The sequence below is a fragment of the Hyalangium sp. genome, assembly GCF_035629615.1.
Classification (GTDB): domain Bacteria; phylum Myxococcota; class Myxococcia; order Myxococcales; family Myxococcaceae; genus Hyalangium.
This window is the reverse complement of sequence record NZ_DASPHO010000840.1, coordinates 1-2723: the sequence shown is the minus strand read 5'-3', so window position 1 is coordinate 2723 and position 2723 is coordinate 1. Positions and strand designations below refer to the sequence as shown.

Genomic DNA, 2723 nt, shown 5'->3' with positions numbered 1-2723 from the left:
TGCCGGCTGCAGGTTGGCGGCACGCCAGGTGAGCTGCTCCACCGCGTCGAAGATCTTCCCCGCCACCTCGCGCGAGGACATGCGCGACAGCTGATCCAGCGAGAAGCCCCCGCTGTCCGCCAGCTGTCCCTCGGAGGCCGCCGCCCACTTCTCCGAGGCCTTGTTGGAGCGCACGCCCGTGCCTGGACGGGCGATCTGCACCGGCTCGTACACCGTGGGCCGCGTCTCCGGAATCACTTCCATGCGCCGGCCGATCTTCTCGAAGGTGTCCAGCACGCGATCCAGCTGCGCGTCCGTGTGCGTGGCCATGAAGCTGGTGCGGATGAGCGCGTGGCCTGCCTCCACCGCGGGAGGGATGACGGGGTTGGCGAAGACCCCCGCCTCGTGCAGCGCCTTCCAGAAGCGGAAGCACTTCACCTGGTCGCCGATGTGCACCGGCACCACCGGCGTCACCGACACGCCCGTGTCGAACCCCATGGCGCGGAAGCCGTTGTGCATCTTCTCCGCGATGTCCAGCAGCCGAGCGCGGCGCTGCGGCTCCGCCTCGATGATCTCCAGCGACTTGAGCGCCGCCGCGATGGAGGCCGGCGTCATGGAGGCCGAGAAGATCACCGAGCGCGCCTTGTGGCGGATGTAGTTGATGACCTCGAAGGGGCCGGCCAGCACGCCGCCCAGCGACGCGAAGCTCTTGGAGAATGTCCCCATCGTCAGATCCGTCTCCGCCTCCAGCCCGAAGTACTCCGGCACGCCGCGGCCCTTCTCGCCGAGCACGCCCATGGAGTGCGCGTCATCCGTCATCACCCGGGCGTTGTACTTCTTCGCCAGCTCCACGATCCGGGGCAGGTTGCAGACGTCCCCCTCCATGGAGAACACGCCGTCGGAGATGATGATCTTCCCCGAGTCCGGCTCGGCCGCGGCGAGCTGCTGCTCCAGGTGCTCCATGTCGTTGTGGCGGAACTTGCGCTCCGTGGCGAACCCCAGGCGGATGCCGTCCACCAGCGAGGCATGGTTCTGCCGGTCGCTGAAGACGATGTCATGCCGGCCGAGGATGGATGACAGCGCCAGGTTCGTCTGGAAGCCGGTGGAGATGACGAGCGCCGCCTCGCGGTTGAGGAACTTCGCCAGCTTTGCCTCCAGCTCCTCGTGCAGCGCCAGGGTGCCGTTGAGCAGGCGCGAGCCAGAGCACGTGGTGCCGAACTTCTCTACTGCCTTGGTCGCCGCCTCCTTCACCCGCGGATCCGCCGAGAGTCCGAGGTAGTTGTTCGAGCCCACCATGATGACACGGCGGCCCTCGATCTCGACCTCCGTCGCCCCATGCGAGGCCTCGATGGACCGGAAGTACGGGTAGAGGCCGGTGGCCTTCGCGATGCGGTAATCCTTCCAGTTACTGCACTTGTCGAAGACATCGCTCATGGTGGTCTTTCTGTCTGCGTCGGGGGATCCTGGAGCGCACTCGGTGCACACTTCAATCAGGGCGCATCCCGGCCAGATGCACCCTGCTGCAGCGTGCGACCTCCTTGGGGCGACGCGGGGCGGTGAATAAAGAGGCTTTCCAGGCCTGTCAAGGTGCCAACGTTCGGTGCTATGGCAGCTGTGTCAGGGTGATTTGCAACCCCCTGGAAGTCCTCCGCCTCTGGATGTGTTGATGGGGCCCGGACTGAATTGTGTGGCTGGGGGATTGCTTTCTCCGTCGCGGTGAGGTGGAGCCAGGTGCAGAAGCTGCGTCAGCGGTGGGTGGAGCGCTTGATTGAGGTGGCACTGGCGCGGCCCATGGTGGTGGTGGCGCTCTTCGCTTTGTTGGGGTTGGGTGGAGCGCTGCTGGCCTCGCGGCTGGAGTTCCGCGGCTCGTTCGTGGAGCTGCTGCCCGGCGGCGCGCGCGAGGTGCAGGACCTGACGCGTGTGTCGCAGAAAGCGGGAGGGGATGGGTACCTGGTGCTTCGTGCGCAAGGGGCCGAACCTGCTCAGCTCCGCGCCTACGCCCAGCAGCTGCAGGGCCGGCTGGAGCAGCTGCCTCAGGTCCGCTACGTGGAGCACCACTTCGACGTGGGCTTCTTCCTGCGCAATGGCTTGCTGCTGATGCCGGCCGAGCGCCTGCGAGCGCTGCACGACGAGCTCGAGGCACGGGTGCGGTACGAGCGGCGGCAGCTCAACCCCTTCTACGTGGAGCTGGTGGCGAGGGCGCCGCCGCCGACTTTCGAGGAGATTCAGCGCAAGTACCTGCCTGAGTCGCCGGTGAAGGAGAAGCTGGCATCAGCGGACGGCAAGGAGGTGTACCTGTTCCTCAAGCCGGCCGGGACGGCGGCGGACCTGGGCTTCGCGCGCACGTTCGTGGACGAGGCGAAGGCGGTCGCGGCGGAGGTTGCCCAGGAGTACCCGGGCGTGGGGGTGGACGCGACGGGCAACTTCCAGAGCCGCATCGAGGAGGACACGATGATGCGGGGGGATCTGGCCAACGCCGGGATCCTGTCCGCGCTGCTGGCGGTGGGCATCATCCTGCTGGCGACGCGGCGCGTGGCGGCGCTGGCGGTGGTGGGGCTGCCGGTGATGGTGAGCGTGCTGCTCACGTTTGGCTTCGCGCAGCTGGCCATCGGGCACCTGAACGTGGTGACGGGTTTCCTGGTGGCCATCCTCATCGGCCTGGGCATCGAGTATGGCGTCCATCTGGCCATGCGCTACTGGGAGGAGCGGCGGCACCTGGAGGTGCGCGAGGCGCTCGCGGCGAC

The 2723-nt window shown here is 67.3% G+C and carries 2 protein-coding genes; one reads left to right on the top strand and one right to left on the bottom strand.

Features of this window, described 5'->3' with window-relative positions; translation table 11 throughout:
* A partial coding sequence (locus VD972_RS42285) for an aminotransferase class I/II-fold pyridoxal phosphate-dependent enzyme (RefSeq protein WP_324995221.1) occupies positions 1-1413 on the bottom strand: 1413 nt, incomplete at its 3' end.
* Positions 1414-1710: 297 nt separating this feature from the next.
* Between VD972_RS42285 and VD972_RS42280 the strand changes: the two genes are divergently transcribed.
* Positions 1711-2723: MMPL family transporter (locus tag VD972_RS42280; protein WP_324995219.1), on the top strand; the 1013-nt coding region annotated here is incomplete at its 3' end.